We start from the raw sequence: 17,138 nt of genomic DNA, 5'->3' as shown, positions 1-17,138 counted from the left end.
AATTTTGCGCTGAAGCGACGAAGCAATCCATCTTCCGGTACAGCCGGGAGCAATGGATTGCTTCGCGTCGCTTGCGATGGGCTGATGCGTTAGGGCCTGACCGCGGGCGTCTCGATCGGCATGCCGCGCGCCCGCGACATCAGATAGAGCTCGAGCTCGATCAGCTCGGGCGAGCCATAATCATAAGCCTGCGCGCGGATGCCGGTGATGCAGGCGCGCAGCCGCCGCTGCAACGATCCCAGCGATTGCCATTCCAGCCGATAGAGCGGATAGCCGGTCGGCTGCGCTTGCGTGATCGGGCTGCCCGCGAGCTTCTTGTCCCAATTGTCGTCGTGGCAATTCGCGCAGGCCAGATTGAGCTGGCCCTGCCGCTGCGTGAACAGCGCATGGCCCTTCTCAATGGATGGCGCGAGCTCCGGATCGTCGCCGGCCGCGATCGGCATTCCCCGTGATTGCTGCGCGACATAGGCCGTCAGCGCCAGCAGCTCGCGGCTCTCATAGACGAATGGCGAGGCCTGCTGGTGGTTGGTGCGGCAGAGGTTGATCCGCGCTTCGAGGTCGACCGGTCTCCCCAGCGCCTTCTCGAACGCGGGATAGTGCGCCGCGACGCCTTTCATGGTGAGCCGCGCATCATTGTGGCAGTCGGCGCAGGCCTTGTCGGCGCTGCCGGCCTTGCGCTTCCACAGCGCCTCGCCGTCGAGCACGAACAGCATGCCGGGATTGGCGGTGTCCTCGTCCTGCATCGCCCTGGTGTCCGGGCTCATGAAGCTATAGCCGGAGCGGCGTTCGGCTTGCGGAATCTCAGTGGCGAGCGCCGCGCCTGCCACAGCCGTCAGCAGCGCGATGCAGACCGCAATCCTCATTCGACCGTGATCGAAGCCTGCGCGGTCTCCGAAAATCCCTTGTCGCCGATCCACTCGAACTCGAACTTGCCGCTCTCGCTTACCGTGGTGAAGAAGGTGATGAACGGATTGGCCGCGATCGCAGGATAAAGATCGGCGCGGAACACTTCCGTGCCGTTGAAGCGGCAGGTGAAGCTCGTAATGATGTCGCGCGGCACCACGTCGCCCGACGCGGTGTGGCGATAGCCGGTCTCCATGATGTGCGACATCAGCGTCTTGATCTCGATGACGCTGCCGCGCTTGGCCTTCTTCGGCACGTTGATCAGGGCGGACGGCATCAGATCGCCTCCTCGGTGCAGGCGGCGAGCGTCACCACGACGTCAGCGGTCGCCGACCAGAACGTGTCATCCGAGAGCCGCGCGATGGCGGTGACCTTCTGGCTGTCGGCGAGGCGGATGCGCGTCGACACCTGGGCACGCCCGGCGCGCGGCCCCAGATAGAAATTGCCGATGTTCGGCTGCGGGTTCTTCTCGTTGAAGACGTGGATGCTCTTCACATACTCGTCCGCGGTCATCGGGCTCGCGACGCTGACCGTCATCGGCACCGTGTTGCCGTTCTCGACCAATGGCGGGATGTCGAGTTTGACCTTGCCGGTTCGCACATTGGCTTCGCCGACGACGTTGCGGATCGCGGTCTGCAGCATCGCCGGCGTCGCGTCGGCGGGACGCACGATCACCAGCGCTGCGGCACCTCCGGCGAGGCTCAGAACCGTGCGGCGTGAGGTGTGGATTGAATTCGCCATCGCTTGGTCCTAGTTCCGCAGTGTCACAAGATAGGCCACGATATCCTCGATCTGCTCCGCCGACAGGATCGGCTTGCCGCGCCACGAGGCGCCGACGCGCGTGAGCCCGTCGACGCGATAATAGGACGGCATGATCGTCGCCGCATTGAGATGCGCCGCATCGACCAGCCGGAGCCGCAACTGTCCCTCCGACCAGCGGCCGCCGCTTCCAGCCAGGTTCGGCGCGAGGTCGCCCTGGAACGCCTGCTCGGGAAATGGGCCGCTGTGGCAGAGGATGCAAGTGGAGGAACGCTCGACGATCGAAGCGCGGCCGCGGGTCGCGTCGCCTTTGGTTCCGGTTAGCGAAGCGGGAATCGCATCGCCGACCACGGTATAGGGGCGCAACTCTTCGGCGCTGGCCGGCGCGCAGGCTGCGAACAATGCCGCGGCCAGCAACGTTATCGGGGCGAGCCTAGCCAAAGGCATCTCCCGTAATGGTCTTGAACCAGTCGAGCGCCTGATCGGCCTCGCGCTGACGCAGCTCGCGCGGCGCGTCGACCGGGCTCGTGGTCACCTCCGCCTCGGCATACTGATCCTCCTTGGGCTGATAGATGCCCTTGAGCGAGAAGGCGTAGCCGGGAGCGACGGTGTTGTAGCAGGCGCCATCGAGCCGCGGCGTCTCCGGTGGCTTGCCTGCAAGCGCGTTGACGATCGCGGCTGCGCAAGCCCGGCCTTGCGCGGCCGCCGCCGAGGCGGATTTCGGAATGCCGCCGGCGATCGCGGCATCGCCGATGACGTGGATGTTGGGCACGAGCTTCGAGGCAAAGCTGACCGGATCGATCGGGCACCAGCCGGTGTGGTCGGCGGCACCCGCGATCTCCGCGATCCGGCCGGCCCGTTGCGGCGGGATCACATTCGCCACCGCGGCGGTGTAGTTGCCGAAGTCGGTGACGATTTCGTTGATCGCCGGATCGACCGACGTCACGCGGCCGCCCTGCGACAGTGCGATCCGCTCGATCATGCCGGGATAGAGCTCCGCCCAGGCCTTCTCGAACAGCTTTTGCTGCGAGTAATTGTCCTTGGCGTCGAGCACCAGGATCTTCGACTTCGGCTTCATGGCCTTGAGGTAATGCGCGATCAGGCTGGCGCGCTCGTAAGGCGCCGGCGGACAGCGCAGCGGCGCGGCCGGCACCGCGATCACGACGAGACCGCCGTCGTCCATGGCTTCGAGTTGTTTGCGCAGGAGCATGGTCTGCGCGCCGGCCTTCCAGGCGTGCGGCATCTTCTCGGCGGCTGCCTCGTCATAGCCGGGCAGGGCGTCGAAATGCATGTCGATGCCGGGGGCCAGCACAAGCCGGTCATAGGACAGCGTCGTGCCATCGGAAAGCGTGATGCTGCGCGCCTGCGCATCGACCTTGATGGCCGCCTGTGCGGCGACCGTGACGCCGTCGGCCGCAACCTTGTCGTAGCTGAATTGCTGCGCGGAAAGTTCACGCAGGCCAGCGATCACCTCGTTGCTGAACGGGCAGGCGGTGAAGGTCCTGTTCGGCTCGATCAGCGTAACCTGGAGTTTGGCATCGAGCCGCCGCAGCGCCCGCGCACAAGCCGCGCCGCCGAAGCCGCCGCCGATCACCGCGATGCGCGGGGCGGCTTGCGCCAGGGCCGGACGCGCCAATGCCGCCGCTGCGACGGCAGCGGAGCCACGGACCACATCCCTGCGCGTCGGCAGACGCGTGACGGCCATGCACGAGAATCCGAGAAAAGGAAGCGGCGGCCGGTCGGGCCGCCGCTTCGGGTTTGATCAGGCGAAGGAGATGTTCTGGGTGCGCAGCGGGAAGGAGCGGATGCGCTTTCCCGTCGCCGCGAAATAGGCGTTGAGCACCGCCGGCGCCGCAACGCCGATGGTCGGCTCGCCGACGCCGCCCCAGAACCCGCCGCTCGGCACCATCACGGATTCCACCTTCGGCATTTCGTTGATGCGCATCGAGTTGTAGGTGTCGAAATTGGTCTGCTCGATGCGGCCGTCCTTCACGGTGCAGCCGCCATAAAACAGCGCGCTGAGGCCGTAGACGAAGGAGCCCGCGATCTGCCGCTCCACCTGCGCCGGATTGACGACATAGCCGGGATCGGTGGAGGCGACGATGCGATGCACCTTGATCTTGCTGCCGTCGGTCACCGAGATCTCGGCGGCGCCGGCGACATAGCTGCCATAGCCCATCACCTGCGCAATGCCGCGATAGACGCCCTGCGGCGCCGGCGTGCCCCAGCCGATCTTCTCGGCCACGGCGTTGAGCACGACGAGATGCTTGGGGTGCTTGCCCATCAGCTTGCGGCGGAATTCGAGCGGGTCCTGGCCGACGGCCTGGGCCAGCTCGTCCATGAAGCATTCCATGTAGATCGCGTTGTGATTGACGTTAACGCCGCGCCAGAAGCCCGGCGGGACGTGCGGATTGCGCATCGAGTGCTCGACCAGCAAGTTCGGCACCGCATAGCCGATCGCGGCCTCACCGGATTGCGCGACGCCCTGGAACGCGGCGGGGTCCATGCCGTTCTGCAGCGCTTCCGGCCGCACCGAGAACAGGATGGATTGACCCGACAGCCGGTAATGCAGCGCGACCAGGTTGCTGTCGGCATCGAACGCGCCGGTCAGCTTGCACTGCGTGACCGGGTGATACTTGCCGTGTTGCATGTCTTCTTCGCGCGACCACAACAGCTTGATCGGCGTGCCCGGCATCTGCTTGGCGATCGCCACCGCCTGGCGGACATAGTCGGTCATGCCGCGCCGGCCGAAGCCGCCACCCAGCATCAGCTTGTGCACGTCGACCTTCTCCGCCGGCAGGCCGGAGGCCTCGAGCGCCGCCGCGAACGCTGCCTCGCCGTTCTGCGTGCCGCACCACACCTCGCATTTGTCAGGCGTGTAGAGTACGGTGGCGTTCATCGGCTCCATCGTGGCGTGGTTCTGGTAGGGGTAGCTGTAGACCGCCTCCACCTTCTTGGCCGCGCTGGCGATCGCCGCCTTGGCGTCGCCGTTCTGGTTGCCGACATAGGCCGGCTGCGCATTGTCGAGGCCTTCGGCGAGCCACTTCGCGATCGTCTCGCTGGAGACCTTGGCATTGTCGCCTTCGTCCCAGACGATCGGCAGCGCGTCGAGCGCAGTCTTGGCGTGCCACCAGGTGTCGGCGACGACGGCAACGGCGCTGTCGCCGACCGGCACCACCTTCTTGACGCCCTTCATGCCTGATATCTTGGCTTCGTCGAAGCTCTTCAACTTGCCGCCGAATACCGGGCAATCCTTGATCGCGGCGTTCAGCATGCCCGGCAGCTTGACGTCGATGCCGTAGGTCATCTTGCCGGTGGTCTTGTCGACGGTGTCGAGCCGCTTCAGGCCCTTGCCGGCGATGGTCCAGTCCTTCGGGTCCTTCAGCTTGACGTCGGCCGGCGGCTCGAGCTTGGCCGCTGCTTCCGCCACCTTGCCGTAGGTCGTGGTCTTGCCCGATGCCGTATGGGTGATGACGCCGTTGGAGACTTTGCACTCGGCGGCTGGCACCTTCCACTCGTTCGCCGCGGCCTGGATCAGCATCACGCGCGCGGTGGCGCCGCCCTTGCGGACATAGTCCTGCGAGGTGCGGATGCCGCGGCTGCCGCCGGTGGAGAAATCGCCCCAGGCGCGCTTGCGGGCGACGCTCTGGCCCGGCGTCGGATATTCGGTGGTGACTTTCGACCAGTCGCACTCCAGTTCTTCGGCGACGAGCTGGGCGAGGCCGGTCAGCGTGCCCTGGCCCATCTCGGAGCGGGCGATGCGGATCACCACGGTGTCGTCGGGCCGGATCACGACCCAAGCGTTCACCTCAGGTGCGCCGTCAGCTGCGCGCACCACGGCGGGGCCGCCGAACGGCAGATCGAGGCCGAGCGCGAGACCGGCGCCGGCGGTTGCCGTACCGATCACGAAAGCGCGGCGATTGAGGCGTGAAGAGAGCTTTGGCATGAGGTGCTGGTTGACGTGCAGATTCATGGCTGCCTCCTCACGCGTTCGCGGCAGCATGGATCGCCTCGCGCACCTGTTGGAAGGTGCCGCAGCGGCAGATATTGGTGATGGCGTCGTTGATGTCGTCGTCTGATGGCTTCGGGTTGTCCTTAAGCAGCGCCGCGACCGCCATGATCATGCCGCTCTGGCAATAGCCGCATTGCGGCACGTCGCTCGCGATCCAGGCGAGCTGCACCTTGTGCATCACGCCGCCCGCCGCGAGACCCTCGATGGTGGTGATCTCCTTGCCGGCTGTCTCGCCGACCGTGACGCCGCAGGAGCGCATCGCGACGCCGTCGACATGCACGGTGCAGGCGCCGCATTGTGCAATGCCGCAGCCGTATTTGGTCCCCGTCAGTCCGACATTCTCGCGAATCGCCCACAGCAGTGGCGTGTCGTCTTCGACGTCTACATTGATTGTCTTGCCGTTGATCTTGAGGTTTGCCATCGCTTTCCCCTGAATGGTCCAATCCTCCGATTGGACTTCGGGGCGATGTTGGCCTCGAAACTGGAACGGTTCAAATCAAGAAAACGCGTTTGCAGTGCGGAAGAAAGTTGATAGCGCGGTGTTTGGTCACGCCCTCACGCGCGACATGCCTGTCATGTCTTTTGCGGCGAGGCGACGGCCAGACGCAGGAAGCTCATGACCGCACCGAGCGCGGCAAATCCGGCCCCGAGCGCCAGCGCGACGGTGGCGCCCTCGCGGTCGGCCAATGCAAAGCAGAGCGCAGCGAGTGCAGCGCCGGTGGTCTGCCCGATCAGCCGTGCGGTCGCAACGATGCCGCTGGCGCTGCCGCTGCGATGTGACGGCGCGCTCGACATGATCGCCTTCATGTTGGGGGTCTGGAAGAAGCCGAAGCCGATGCCGCAGATCATCGTGCGCCAGACGATGTTGGCGATGCTGGGCTCGGCCGGCAGGGTTGCGAGCAGCACCATGCCAAGTCCGAGCAGGAGCATGCCAATGCCGCCGAGGATGCCGGCCGGATAGCGATCCGACAGCCGGCCGCCGATCGGAGCCATGAAGGCGACCACCAGCGGCCAGGGCGTCATGAAGAAGCCGGTCTCGACCTGCGAGCGGTGCAGTATGTCCTCGAAGTAGAACGGCAGCGAGACGAAGGCGAGGCCCTGCACAGCAAATGAGCAGACAGCGGTCGCGGCCGACAGCGCGAAGATCGGCCGGCGAAACAGGTCGATCGGCAGCATCGGCGCCGGATGATCGGCGTGCCGCCGGGTCAGGATCCAGCCGAACAGGATGGCGCCGACCAGCTCGGCGATGACCAGCGCGGGCGCGGCCTTGTGCGCGGCGCTGCCGATGCCGATGATGAACAGGCCGAGGCAGGCGCAGGCCAGTGCGGCGCCGGCGAAGTCGAAGGCGTGGGTGGCGCGCGGCGTCTTCGGCAGCGTTTTCATGCCGATCAGCAAGGCGACGACGCCAAAGGGAATGTTGACGGCGAACAGCCACGGCCATGGACCGAGCGCGAGGATGCCGGAGGCGATGGTCGGCCCGAGCGACATGGCGCTCGCGACCACGAGCGCATTGTGGCCGAAGCCGCGGCCGAGCATCCGGCTCGGATAGACGAAGCGCACCAGCGCGGTGTTGACGCTCATCAGGCCGCTGGCGCCGAGCCCCTGCAAGGTACGCGCGACCAGGAGACTCGGCAGCGACCACGCCAGCGCGCAGCCGAGTGACGCCACCGTGAACAGCAGGAGACCACCGAGATAGATCCGCTGGTGGCCGACGATTTCGCCGAGTGCGCCGAGCGGCAGCAGCGTCGCGACCAGGGCGATCTGGTAGACGTTGACGACCCAGACCACGTCGGCAGGGCTGACATGCAGATCGCTGGCGATCGCGGGCAGCGCGATGTTTGCGATCGCGGTATCGAGCGAGGCCATCGCCAGCGCCGTGAAGATCGCGGCCACCGCCCAGCGCCGGCGTTCCCAAGGCAAGCCATCGGGCAGTCCATCGGTGATCGGCGCAGCAGCCGCGCCGGTGGTCGGGGTCTTCTCGAGCATGCCTGAAATCGTCTCCGGGACCGCCATGTACTACGCCGGCCCGACGTTCCCCAGCCGCGCTGTTGCATGATGCGTATGCGAAGCGGCCTTGCCGGGAACGCCGGCAGGCTGCGGCCGAGAGGGCGATGACACCGGGATGAAGTACGCAAAGACGGTGCGTCATATCGCGCGAGAACCATCCTCATCGTCGTCCTGGCGAAAGCCAGGACCCATTACCCCAAATGAGAATTGTTGCGCGTCGCTGGGGCGGCGATCCCTTCCACAATCCAATTCGGCGGCTATGGGTCCTGGCCTTCGCCAGGACGACACAGCGTTTGTGGCGCGTGAGCGCGATCGATCGAATTCGTGTTCCCGCGCTGCGTCACAGAAGCGCGCCGGAGCGACTTTCGGATAGCTTGCGTCATCGTCGCGATCGACTACGCTTGGCATACAAGGAGGCGCGACGTCAGATCGGGCCGCAAGAGGGGACGCGCGCATTGCACGGACAGGCCGACCGGCGCGGTGAAGCCATGCGAAGCGCCAGCGAGGGAACCCAGCGCCGCGCATTCACCGGCCTCTGGGTCGCGGGATTGCTGGCGATCCTCAGCTTCCTCGTCATCTATCCCGTCTTGATGCTGCTGCTCGGCGCGCTCACCGACACCAATCCGGTGGTCGACGGCATCCGGCTCAGCCTGAGCCATCTGTCGATCGCCAATTTCCTCGCCGTGCTGGCCAATCCGAACGTCGCCGAGGCGCTGCTCAACACGCTGATCGCCTGCGGCGGCGGCACCCTCATCGCGGTTGCAATCGGGCTGCTGTTCTCGTGGATCGTGGTTCGCACCAACACGCCGTTCAAGGGCTTCATCGCCGCGGCCAGCATCCTGCCGCTGTTCGCGCCGCCGCTGGTGGCGGGCGTCGCCTGGGCGATCCTCGGCTCGCCGAAGACCGGGTTGATCAACACGGTGTTCAAGTGGATGGGCTCCGACCTGCGCATCGATCTCTATTCGATGTGGGGCCTGGTGTTCGTGTTCGGCATCTACTACGCGCCCTATGTCTACATGTTCACGTCGTCGGCGTTGCGCAACATGGACCCGAGCCTGGAGGAGGCCGCTGAAATTTCCGGCGCCGGCGCGTTCGCCACCCTGTTCACGGTGACGTTCCCGCTGATCATGCCGGCGATCGTCTCGGGCATGCTGCTGTCGTTCATCGTGATGCTCGGCATCTACGGCATCCCGGCAGTGCTTGGCGCGCCGACCAATCTGAACGTGCTGACGACCTACATCTTCAAGCTCACCAACTGGTCGCCGCCGCTCTACAACACCGCAGCCGCGGTCGCGATCATCCTGATGGTGGTCACGGGGCTGCTGGTCTATCTGCAGCAGAAACTGCTGAGCGGGCGCAGCTACACCACCGTCGCCGGCAAGGCGTTCCGGCCACGCAGCCTCGATCTCGGGCCGTGGCGCTGGCTCACCTTCGCGCTCGGGATGGTCTATCTCCTGGTCGTCGTGGTGCTGCCGTCGCTGGCGCTGATCGTCGCCGCGTTCCGCAAGTTCATGTTCATCCGCGACGCGGCCAGCCTGTTCGACATGCGGCAGTATTCGCTGACGCATTTCGAGAGCATCTTCGACAATCCGCTGACCATGAAGTCGATCTACAACGCGATCGAGGTCGGGGTCATCACGGCGGTGGTCGGCGGCGCGCTCGCCTTTGCGATCGGCTACACCATCCATCGCACCCGCGTCGCCGGGCGCGGCGCCATCGACCTGATCTCGACCTTGCCGGTCGCGATCCCCGGGCTCGTGGTCGGCGTTGCCTATCTCTGGGCCTGGATCGGCGTGCCGGGCGGGCTCTACGGCACGATCTGGATCCTCGCGCTCGCGTTCATCGCGCGCTTCATGCCCGACACCGTGAAGGCGCTGTCGACCTCGTTCCTGCAGATCCATCGCGAGCTCGAGGAGGCGGCCTGGGTCTGCGGCCGGGGCACGCTCGGCACCATCGCGACGATCGTGCTGCCGCTGGCGCGGCCGGGCGTGCTGGCGTCGATGACGCTGCTGTTCGTGCTGGCGATCCGCGAGCTCGGCTCGTCACTGTTCCTCTACACCAGCAACACCATGGTGATGTCGGTGCTGCTGCTCGACTATTACGAGGGCGGCAACATCGGCAAGACCGCGGCCTTCAGCCTGGTGCAGACCGTGCTGCTCGGCGTGCTGATCGGCGGTGCCAACTGGCTGTCGCGCGGCGCGGCGCAGAGCGATGTGGCGCGAACCGGATAACAATAAATATGGGGAGGATTGGCGATGGATAGACGAACCTTCACCACGCTGGCCGTAACACTGGCCTTGGCGAGCGCCGCAACGCTCGCGCTGGCGCCGGCAGCGCTAGCCCAGGAGTTCGGCTCGGCGGAACTGATTGCCGCCGCGAAGGCCGAAGGCAAGCTCGTGTTCTACACCGCGAATTTTGCCGAGATCGAGCAGCAGGTCATCAAGGCCTTCAACAAGCGCTTTCCCGAGATCAAGGTCGAGATGGTCCGCGCCCCCGGCGGCCAGCTGATCACCCGCGTGAAGACGGAAGCCGCGGCCGGCAAGCTGATCGCCGACGTCGTCGACCATTCCGACCGCGCGCTGATGCAGCCGCTGGAAGATCTGTTCCAGGACTACGCGCCGCCGAACGCGGCCGACTACAGCAAGGACGCGCTGATCTCGCCGAAGCTATGGCCGCGCGCCACCATCGCATGGTCGATCGGCTACAACACCGAGCTGGTGAAGGATCCGCCGAAATCCTGGATGGACCTGACCAAGCCACAATACGACAAGCTGATCGGGCAGGTGTTCGCGCAGTCCGGCGGCACCACCTGGACCCGGATCATGTTCGAGCGTCAGGTGCTCGGCGAGGACTACTGGGCCAAGCAGGCCGCGACCCATCCCGTGCTTTATCCCTCCGGCGCGCCGACCGCCGATGCCCTGGTGCGCGGCGAGATCGCGATCGCGCCGCTGCTCTACAACGTGATCTACCAGAAGAAGAAGGACGGCGCGCCGATCGAGATCTTCTTTCCGCCTGAGGGAGCTCCGGTCAATCCCTATGCGAGCGGCATCCCGAAGACGGCTGCCCATCCCAACGCGGCAAAGCTGTTCCTGAACTGGTGCCTGTCGAAGGAAGGGCAGACCTTCATGATCAAGGAGCTCGGCAATCTCACCTCCTTGAAGGAGCCGCCGGCATTTCCGGAAGGGTTCGATCCGAAGGTGGTCAAGCTCTGGTACCCGAAGTTCGACGACTACGTGAAGCTGCACGCCGCGTGGGTCGCGGACTGGGACAAGACGTTCGGCTATCGGCAATAGGCGGCGAGGCAAGCGATGACGGCGACGCTCGAGGTCACCAATCTCAGGAAGCAGTTCGCGATCGGCCGCCCGGCGATCGACGGCGTCAGCTTTGGCGTGCCGGCCGGCGAGATCGTCGTGCTGCTGGGACCGTCGGGCTGCGGCAAGACCACGACACTGCGCTGCGTCGCCGGGCTCGAGCATCCGACCGACGGCGAGATCAGCATTTCCGGCCGGGTGGTGTCGTCGCCTGCACGTGGCATCCTGGTGCCGCCGCGCGCGCGCAACCTCGGCATGGTATTCCAGTCCTATGCGGTGTGGCCGCATATGACGGTGCGGCAGAACGTGATCTATCCGCTCAAGCACCGCACGGTCGGGCGCACCGACGCCACGCGCATGGTCGAGGACGCACTGGCGCTGGTCGGGCTGTCCGACTATGCCGACCGGCCGGTGGTGGCGCTCTCAGGCGGGCAGATGCAGCGTGTCGCGCTGGCGCGCAGCATGGTGTACCGGCCGCAACTCCTGCTGCTCGACGAGCCGCTGTCGAACCTCGATGCCAAACTGCGCCTGCGGCTGCGCGACGATCTCCGCGTCATTCTCAAGCAGACCGGGATGACCGCGCTCTATGTCACCCATGATCAGGCCGAGGCGGTCGTGCTCGGCGACCGGATCGGCGTGATGCGCGACGGCAAGCTGCTGCAGATGGACACGCCCGACGTGATCTACAACCGGCCGGCCGATCTGTTCGTCGCCAACTTCACCGGCGCGACCAACGAGCTCGCCGGCACGCTGGTCGCATGCAACGGCGGCTATGGCACGGTCGATTTCGGCGATGGCCGGCAAGGCGAGGTGGCCTTGTGCCAGACGCTTCATCCCGACGACAAGGTGCGGATTGCGCTGCGGCCCGAGAACATCGCGATCGGCCGGCCCGATGGCGCTAATACGTTCTCGGCCAAGGTACTCGACCGCAGATATCAGGGCACCCAGACCGCCTACGGCATCGAGCTGTTCGGCAAGCGCCTGGAGGCGATCGAGCTCGGCACTGCCGCGCGCCATCAGGTCGGCGTCGAGGCGCCGGTCGCGCTGCCGCGCGAGTGCCTGTGGGCGTATCGCGACAGCGGGCCGGCGTCGCATGACTGAGCAGGCGCTATTGCAACGCCATTCCGGCAGACTTGATCACGGTCGTCAGCTTCTGCTGATCGGCCTTCATCAGGGCGGCGAGCTCATCGAGCGACATCGGCTTGCCCGGAATGTTGGCCAGCGAGAGCTGGCGCTGCACGTCGGGATTCTGCAACGCCGCGTTGATCGCCGCATTGATCTTCTCAAGTAGCGGCGCCGGCGTCGCGGCCGGCACGTAGATGCCGTACCACGGCACGTAGGCGGCCTCGGCAAAGCCGGCCTCCGCGATGGTCGGGACATCGGGCAAATCGGGGACGCGCTTGTCGGTGAACACCGCGAGCGGCTTGACGCTGCCGGCCTTGATGTGCGGCAGCGCGAGCTCGAGCGAGACGATCTCGAAATGCATCAGGTTGGTCATCAGGTCGATCAGCGCCTGCGGCTGGCCCTTGTAGCCGACATTGGTCAGCTTGATGCCGGCGACCTGAAACAGCTTCTGGGCGCTGAGGTCGATCGACGATCCCGTGCCCGGATTGCCGAAGTTGAACTCTCCGGGCCGCTTGCGGGCCAGCTCGACGAATTCGCCGATGGTCTTCACAGGCATGGAAGGATGCACCAGCGCCACGCTTTGATTCCAGACCGCAAGGCCGACGCACCTGAAATCCTTCGCCGCGTTCCAGCCGGCGTCCTTGTAGAGATCCGGGTTGACCAGCAAAGCGGGGCCAGTGACGAGCCAGGTGTAGCCATCCGGCTCGCTGCGCGCGACGGCTGATGTGCCGATATTGCTGTTGCCGCCGGGCCGCGCCTCCACCACGACGGTCTGCTTCCAGTCGCGGCCGACCTGCTCGGTCACGGCGCGTGCGACGATATCGACGATGCCGCCGGCAGGGTAGGGCACGATGATGTGGATCGGCCGGCTCGGGTAGTTGTCCTGCGCCCGAGCCCCAATGCTGCCGGACGCCGCCGTGATCATGGCCGCAAGCAAAGCTATGGCGGTTGTAATGCCGCGCATCTCTCCCTCCCGATATCTCCCGCATCGTTCGTGCGATGCGTGGTCTAGCCGTTGGCCACCAGCGAGCGGATGCTGCGGGCGAGCCCGAGGATGCGCGGCCCGCATTCGCGCTCGATCTGCTCCGCGCTGAAGCGGAACGAAGGGATGCCGCAATTGACCGACAGGCATTCGCCGGCGGGGGTGCGGTACAGCGGCGCGGCGACGCCAAAAATCTCGCGACGCCATTCGCCGAGCGAAACCGCGAAGCCGCGCTCGTTGCAGAGCTCGATGTCCGGCAGCGTGCGCCGCTCGACGTAGTCGAGCTCCTCAGGGCGCTCGGCCTTGACGCGCGCGACATAGGCGTCGCGTTCGTCCTGCGTGAACAGCGACAGCAGCGCGCGCCCGACCGCGGTCGGCGCCAGCGAGGAAACAAAGCCGACGTCAGGCACGTGCGGCACCGCGTCCGTCGTGCGCAGCGTCTCGACATAGATGAAGTCGAGCCCGAACGGCATCGCGATCGACACGGTACCGCCGGTATAGGCGGCGAAGTCGCGCATCAGCGGACGCGCGAGCTGGCGGACCTTCAGCGACGACAGCACCGGATAGGCGGCGGCCAGCACGCCGAGCCCGAGCACGAAGCGGCCCTTGGCGTCGCGCCTGAGATAGCCGAGCTGCTCCAGCGTGTAGGTCAGGCGCGAGACGGTCGGCCGCGACAGGCCGGTGTGCTCGGCAAGCTCCGCATTCGAGAGCGGGCCGCTGTGGTTGCGGAAGGCGGCGAGTAGATCGAGCCCGTGCGCCAGGGTGGTCGCAAAGGAGGGATCCGTCTGAGATTCGAGCGAGGACAATACCGCCATGCGAAATAATGATCGCAAATAGGTCAGTTTGTCAATATATCGAAATGAATTTGCAAATCATTTCGATATGGGCTTATCTGCCGCGCAAAAGGACGGGAGGCGGCATGGATTTCGATCTGTCCGAACGGTCGGAGCAGTGGCGGAAAGATCTGTTGGCCTTCTTCGAGAAGGCGGTGCTGCCGCGCCATCGCGCCTGGCTCGACCATGTCCGCGCCCACAGCGACACGCCGCCCTTCATGGCCGAGCTGCAGCAGCAGGCGCGCGCGGCGGGCCTGTGGAATCTCGGCCTGCCCGAACTGGCGGAGGATGAGCCGGGCACGCGCCTCTCCAATCTCGACTACGCGCCGCTGGCGGAGATCATGGGGCGGCTGTTCTGGGCGCCGGAGGTGTTCAACTGCCAGGCGCCCGACGTGCCGAACATGATCGCGCTTCAAGCCTGCGCGACGCCGGAGCAGAAGAAGCGCTGGCTGCATCCGCTGCTCAACGCCGAGACGCGTTCCGCCTTCGGCATGACCGAGCCGGATGTCGCATCGTCCGACGCCACCAACATCGCAACGCGGATGGAGCGCGACGGCGATCACTACGTCCTCAACGGCCGCAAATGGTTCATCACCGGTGCGGCGCATCCCCGCTGCAGCTTCCTGATCGTGATGGGCGTCACCGATGCCGGCGCCGAGCGGACCAGCCGGCATTCCTGCATCATCGTGCCGATGGATGCGCCCGGCGTGCGGCTGGTGCGGCGGCTGCGCTGGATGGGCTGTGAAGATCATACAGCGCCGATCGGCGAGCTCGCGTTCGACAATGTCCGGGTGCCGGCGGAGAATCTGATCGGTGCGGAGGGCGAGGGCTTCAAGGTCGCGCAGATCCGGCTCGGACCGGCGCGCATCCACCATTGCATGCGCTCGATCGGGCTGTGCGAGCTCCTGATCGAGTTGATGATGGCGCGCGCCGCGGAGCGCAGTGCATTCGGGCGCACCGTGATCCAGTACGACACCGTCCAGCGCTGGATCGCCGAAGCCCGCGTCGAGCTCGAGCAGGCGCGGCTGCTCGCGTATCGCTGCGCCTGGCGGCTCGATCAGGCCGGCCATCACGGCGCCTGGCGCGACGTCTCGCTGATCAAGGTCGCGGTGCCCGCAATGCTGCAGAAGATCGCCGACCGCGCGATGCAGGTGTTCGGCGCGATGGGCGGCTCCGACGATACGCCGATCCATCAGGCGCTGGCGTGGGGACGGCTGCTGCGGATCGGCGACGGGCCCGACGAGGTGCATCTGCGGCAGATATTCCGGATGGAGCCGATGCCGGAATGGTCGATCGCCAACTCGCCCTATCTTGCTGCACATCCCGCCTGACCGGCGCTAGAGTGTCCACCGAATTATCCTGAAACGAGGCGCCCTTCCGATGACGATGACCGAGCATGCCCCAGACGCAAAGCCCGCCGCGATCGACAAGGATCGGCTGCGCCTGAAGTATCAGGAGGAGCGCAACAAGCGGCTGCGTCCCGACGGCAATGACCAGTATCTCCAGATCAAGGGCCAGCTCGCGCATTATCTCGAGGATCCCTATACGCCGGTCGTCGAGCGCGCGCCGAAGACCGACCATGTCACCTTCGCCTTCATCGGTGGCGGCTTTGCCGGGCTCGCCACCGCGGCGCGGCTGACCGAGGCCGGCGTCAAGGACGTCCGCATCGTCGAGAAGGGCGGCGATTTCGGCGGCACCTGGTACTGGAACCGGTATCCCGGCGCACAGTGCGACACGGCGTCGATGGTCTACATGCCGCTGCTCGAAGAGACCGGCCACATGCCGTCGGAGAAGTACGCGCATGCGCCGGAAATCCTGGCGCACTGCCAGCGGATCGGCCGGCAGTTCAATCTCTACGACAACGCGCTGTTTCACACCGAGGTGACGAGCCTCGACTGGGATGCGGCGCAATCGCGCTGGATCATCCGCACCACCAGGGGCGATACCTTCACCGCACAATATGTCGGTATCGGCACCGGCCCGCTGCATGTGCCGAAGCTGCCAGGCATTCCCGGCATCGAGCGCTTCAAGGGCCACTCGTTCCACACCAGCCGCTGGGATTACGACTACACCGGCGGCGATCCCAAAGGCGCGCCGATGGATAAGCTTGCCGACAAGCGGGTCGGCATCATCGGAACCGGCGCGACGTCGGTGCAGTGCATTCCGTACCTCGCGCGAGCCTGCAAGGAGCTCTACGTGTTCCAGCGCACGCCCTCGTCGGTCGACGTGCGCGGCAACGGTCCGATCGACCCGGACTGGTTCGCCGATATCGCGACCCCGGGCTGGCAGCAGCGCTGGCTGGAGAATTTCACCGCCAACCAGGCCGGCGGGTCGGCCGAGGAAGATCTGGTGCAGGACGGCTGGACCGATTTGTCGAAGCGGATCCGCGCCAAGGTGATGCTGCTGCCGCGCGAGCAGCGGACCGTGGAAAACATGCGGGCCGTGTTCGAGGATTCCGACTTCGAGAAGATGGAGGAGATCCGCAACCGGGTCGACACCATCGTCGGCGATCCCCAGACCGCCAAGAACCTCAAGGCCTGGTACGGCCAGCTCTGCAAGCGGCCATGCTTTCACGACGCCTATCTTCAGGCATTCAACACGCCCGGCACGCAACTGATCGACACCGACGGCAAGGGCGTCGAGGAGATCACCGAGAACGGGATCGTCGTCGCGGGCAAGGAATACCAGCTCGACTGCATCATCTACGCGTCGGGCTTCGAGGTCGGCACCGAGTACAAGCGGCGGGCGGGTTTCGACGCCACCGGCCGCGACGGGACCAAGCTGTCGGAGTATTGGGCCGAGGGCATGCGCACCAAGCACGGCATCCATGTGCATGGCTTCCCCAACCTGTTCTTCGTGCAGCCGACACAGGGCGCCAACCTGATCTCCAACGTGCCGCATAATCTGACGGAAGCGGCGCGCACCATCGCCCTGATGGTCGGTCATGCGCAGGACAACGGCTTCAAGGAAATCGAAGTCAGCAAGGAAGCCGAGAACCGCTGGGTCGAGCTGCTGCTGACCGCGGTCGGCCGGATGATCGGCGGGCCCGATTGCACGCCCGGCTATTACAACAATGAGGGCCGCGAGCCGGGGCCCGCGGCCAAGCTCAATGTCGGCTATCCGGCGGGCGCGTTGGCTTACTTCAAATATATCGACGGGTGGCGCAACAGCGGTCAGTTCGAAGGCCTGCAATTCCGCTGAACGAC

Annotated in this window: 15 protein-coding genes; 5 read left to right on the top strand and 10 right to left on the bottom strand. The window is 65.8% G+C overall.

Features of this window, described 5'->3' with window-relative positions:
* Positions 1-89: 89 nt before the first annotated feature.
* The 8 genes from soxA to XH92_RS32055 all read right to left on the bottom strand — a co-directional run bounded on the left by soxA (position 90) and on the right by XH92_RS32055 (position 7,660).
* Positions 90-863: a sulfur oxidation c-type cytochrome SoxA gene (gene soxA, locus XH92_RS32090; RefSeq protein WP_194455707.1), complete on the bottom strand. Its 774-nt coding sequence runs from the start codon at positions 861-863 to the stop codon at positions 90-92.
* On the bottom strand, positions 860-1,180 hold the full coding sequence (gene soxZ, locus XH92_RS32085) for a thiosulfate oxidation carrier complex protein SoxZ (RefSeq protein WP_194455706.1): 321 nt from the start codon (positions 1,178-1,180) through the stop codon (positions 860-862). Before soxZ ends, soxA begins: the two co-directional genes overlap by 4 nt.
* Positions 1,180-1,644: a SoxY-related AACIE arm protein gene (locus tag XH92_RS32080; protein WP_246787773.1), complete on the bottom strand. Its 465-nt coding sequence runs from the start codon at positions 1,642-1,644 to the stop codon at positions 1,180-1,182. The genes soxZ and XH92_RS32080 overlap by 1 nt, the downstream gene beginning before the upstream one ends.
* A 9-nt stretch (positions 1,645-1,653) precedes the next feature.
* Positions 1,654-2,109 (bottom strand): sulfur oxidation c-type cytochrome SoxX, encoded by a 456-nt coding sequence (soxX, locus tag XH92_RS32075; protein WP_194455705.1) that lies wholly within the window; start codon positions 2,107-2,109, stop codon positions 1,654-1,656.
* Positions 2,096-3,367, bottom strand: a complete 1,272-nt coding sequence (locus tag XH92_RS32070) for an NAD(P)/FAD-dependent oxidoreductase (protein WP_194455704.1) — start codon at positions 3,365-3,367, stop codon at positions 2,096-2,098. The genes soxX and XH92_RS32070 overlap by 14 nt, the downstream gene beginning before the upstream one ends.
* A 57-nt stretch (positions 3,368-3,424) precedes the next feature.
* Positions 3,425-5,635, bottom strand: coding sequence for a xanthine dehydrogenase family protein molybdopterin-binding subunit (locus XH92_RS32065; protein WP_194455703.1), 2,211 nt, complete (start codon positions 5,633-5,635; stop codon positions 3,425-3,427).
* A gap of 10 nt (positions 5,636-5,645) precedes the next feature.
* Complete coding sequence (locus tag XH92_RS32060) at positions 5,646-6,095, bottom strand: (2Fe-2S)-binding protein (RefSeq protein WP_194455702.1); 450 nt, start codon at positions 6,093-6,095, stop codon at positions 5,646-5,648.
* Positions 6,096-6,247: 152 nt separating this feature from the next.
* Positions 6,248-7,660, bottom strand: coding sequence for an MFS transporter (locus tag XH92_RS32055; protein WP_194455701.1), 1,413 nt, complete (start codon positions 7,658-7,660; stop codon positions 6,248-6,250).
* 509 nt (positions 7,661-8,169) lie between these two features.
* Between XH92_RS32055 and XH92_RS32050 the strand changes: the two genes are divergently transcribed.
* The 3 genes from XH92_RS32050 to XH92_RS32040 are packed head-to-tail and all read left to right on the top strand — an operon-like array spanning position 8,170 to position 12,093.
* On the top strand, positions 8,170-9,912 hold the full coding sequence (locus XH92_RS32050; protein WP_194455700.1) for an iron ABC transporter permease: 1,743 nt from the start codon (positions 8,170-8,172) through the stop codon (positions 9,910-9,912).
* A 24-nt stretch (positions 9,913-9,936) separates the two neighbouring features.
* Positions 9,937-10,974, top strand: coding sequence for an ABC transporter substrate-binding protein (locus tag XH92_RS32045; protein WP_246787770.1), 1,038 nt, complete (start codon positions 9,937-9,939; stop codon positions 10,972-10,974).
* A gap of 15 nt (positions 10,975-10,989) precedes the next feature.
* Positions 10,990-12,093 carry an ABC transporter ATP-binding protein gene (locus XH92_RS32040; protein WP_194455699.1) on the top strand — a complete coding sequence of 368 codons (1,104 nt, stop codon included), beginning with the start codon at positions 10,990-10,992 and terminating at the stop codon, positions 12,091-12,093.
* A 7-nt stretch (positions 12,094-12,100) separates the two neighbouring features.
* Here XH92_RS32040 and XH92_RS32035 read toward each other — a convergent pair whose 3' ends face one another.
* On the bottom strand, positions 12,101-13,081 hold the full coding sequence (locus XH92_RS32035) for a tripartite tricarboxylate transporter substrate binding protein (RefSeq protein WP_194455698.1): 981 nt from the start codon (positions 13,079-13,081) through the stop codon (positions 12,101-12,103).
* Positions 13,082-13,125: 44 nt separating this feature from the next.
* Positions 13,126-13,914 (bottom strand): IclR family transcriptional regulator, encoded by a 789-nt coding sequence (locus XH92_RS32030; protein WP_194455697.1) that lies wholly within the window; start codon positions 13,912-13,914, stop codon positions 13,126-13,128.
* 104 nt (positions 13,915-14,018) lie between these two features.
* Here XH92_RS32030 and XH92_RS32025 point away from each other — a divergent pair, with 104 nt between their 5' ends.
* Both XH92_RS32025 and XH92_RS32020 read left to right on the top strand, forming a co-directional pair.
* The gene (locus XH92_RS32025) at positions 14,019-15,263 is read left to right on the top strand and encodes an acyl-CoA dehydrogenase family protein (RefSeq protein ID WP_194455696.1); all 1,245 of its coding nucleotides are present in this window, start codon (positions 14,019-14,021) and stop codon (positions 15,261-15,263) included.
* Positions 15,264-15,312: 49 nt separating this feature from the next.
* Positions 15,313-17,133, top strand: coding sequence for an NAD(P)/FAD-dependent oxidoreductase (locus tag XH92_RS32020; protein WP_194455695.1), 1,821 nt, complete (start codon positions 15,313-15,315; stop codon positions 17,131-17,133).
* Positions 17,134-17,138 lie beyond the last annotated feature (5 nt).

Source organism: Bradyrhizobium sp. CCBAU 53421 (genome assembly GCF_015291625.1).
Lineage (GTDB): Bacteria > Pseudomonadota > Alphaproteobacteria > Rhizobiales > Xanthobacteraceae > Bradyrhizobium.
The sequence above is the reverse complement of the archived record's forward strand: the minus strand, read 5'-3'. Positions and strand labels throughout refer to the sequence as shown.

Excerpts from the sequence above, each read along its gene's own strand:
- soxA (WP_194455707.1), bottom strand. The coding sequence starts at position 863 with ATGAGGATTGCGGTCTGCATCGCGCTGCTGACGGCTGTGGCAGGCGCG.
- soxZ (WP_194455706.1), bottom strand. The coding sequence starts at position 1,180 with ATGCCGTCCGCCCTGATCAACGTGCCGAAGAAGGCCAAGCGCGGCAGC.
- XH92_RS32080 (WP_246787773.1), bottom strand. The coding sequence starts at position 1,644 with ATGGCGAATTCAATCCACACCTCACGCCGCACGGTTCTGAGCCTCGCC.
- soxX (WP_194455705.1), bottom strand. The coding sequence starts at position 2,109 with ATGCCTTTGGCTAGGCTCGCCCCGATAACGTTGCTGGCCGCGGCATTG.
- XH92_RS32070 (WP_194455704.1), bottom strand. The coding sequence starts at position 3,367 with ATGGCCGTCACGCGTCTGCCGACGCGCAGGGATGTGGTCCGTGGCTCC.
- XH92_RS32065 (WP_194455703.1), bottom strand. The coding sequence starts at position 5,635 with ATGAATCTGCACGTCAACCAGCACCTCATGCCAAAGCTCTCTTCACGC.
- XH92_RS32060 (WP_194455702.1), bottom strand. The coding sequence starts at position 6,095 with ATGGCAAACCTCAAGATCAACGGCAAGACAATCAATGTAGACGTCGAA.
- XH92_RS32055 (WP_194455701.1), bottom strand. The coding sequence starts at position 7,660 with ATGCTCGAGAAGACCCCGACCACCGGCGCGGCTGCTGCGCCGATCACC.
- XH92_RS32050 (WP_194455700.1), top strand. The coding sequence starts at position 8,170 with ATGCGAAGCGCCAGCGAGGGAACCCAGCGCCGCGCATTCACCGGCCTC.
- XH92_RS32045 (WP_246787770.1), top strand. The coding sequence starts at position 9,937 with ATGGATAGACGAACCTTCACCACGCTGGCCGTAACACTGGCCTTGGCG.
- XH92_RS32040 (WP_194455699.1), top strand. The coding sequence starts at position 10,990 with ATGACGGCGACGCTCGAGGTCACCAATCTCAGGAAGCAGTTCGCGATC.
- XH92_RS32035 (WP_194455698.1), bottom strand. The coding sequence starts at position 13,081 with ATGCGCGGCATTACAACCGCCATAGCTTTGCTTGCGGCCATGATCACG.
- XH92_RS32030 (WP_194455697.1), bottom strand. The coding sequence starts at position 13,914 with ATGGCGGTATTGTCCTCGCTCGAATCTCAGACGGATCCCTCCTTTGCG.
- XH92_RS32025 (WP_194455696.1), top strand. The coding sequence starts at position 14,019 with ATGGATTTCGATCTGTCCGAACGGTCGGAGCAGTGGCGGAAAGATCTG.
- XH92_RS32020 (WP_194455695.1), top strand. The coding sequence starts at position 15,313 with ATGACGATGACCGAGCATGCCCCAGACGCAAAGCCCGCCGCGATCGAC.